This is a genomic window from Aeromonas sp. S19(2024) (genome assembly GCF_041402625.1).
In the GTDB taxonomy this organism is placed as follows: Bacteria; Pseudomonadota; Gammaproteobacteria; order Enterobacterales; family Aeromonadaceae; genus Aeromonas; species Aeromonas caviae.
Genome location: NZ_JBGLQU010000035.1, coordinates 1 through 782, shown reverse-complemented (window position 1 = coordinate 782; position 782 = coordinate 1). Strand labels below are relative to the sequence as shown.

1 pseudogene is annotated in these 782 nt (G+C 43.9%); it reads right to left on the bottom strand.

Annotation, left to right across the window (positions count from 1 at the left end):
* Positions 1-44 precede the first annotated feature (44 nt).
* A pseudogene (locus tag ACB037_RS21285) lies at positions 45-782 on the bottom strand (hypothetical protein); the annotation flags it as partial.

The window sequence follows — 782 nt, the reverse complement described above, 5'->3', positions numbered from 1 at the left end:
TCCTGAAACAACCCACTGAATAAATCACCTAGCCATTCCATCGCTCACCTCTTCGCAACAATCATGAACGCAATAAAGTAGAAAATAAACAACATCAGCGCGAGCAATATTTCCCAATACCCGCCAACATTGGGGCACACTTGGTAATCATTGCCAAACAAGGAAAACATATCGAAGCACTTGGGAACAGATGCCGAACCATAAAAATCAAACCTGAATATGTCGGCCATCTCGCCTTTAATAGCCAGATACTGACTTTTTAACGCCTCCTTCTCTTCATCATATTTCTTTGTTATCTGTTCCAGGTCAAAGGCACAACTAGCGTCACCCGAGCAAAGCGTTGAATTATACTCAGAGCCCGCAACATGCAAAGGATTGGATCCCGAACCAGGCATTTGAGAATAATCAATATTAAAGTCGCCAGACCCACCTTGCCCACCGCCAGAGTTTCCCCAGCCATTCTTTAAACCATCCTGGAGCATGTACTTGATGCCGTAAAGATTGTCATTCATCTGACTTAAATAACCAGACTGGCTAGAAATATTGGAGTTAACCGAATTAACCGAACCTTGAAGACTCCCAATAGCACCAAGCATATTTCCTATATTTGATGACATGGAGCTTGTATTGCCACCAATAGAGCCCAGAGTTGACATGGCCGATTGCTGCATCGCTTTAAGAGAGGCAACATCGCCTTTAATTGCCGATAAATCAGCCGTAGAAACTGCACCACTACTAGAACCAGTTAAATGACCGCAACCATTGGCAAGAGGGTTTACCAC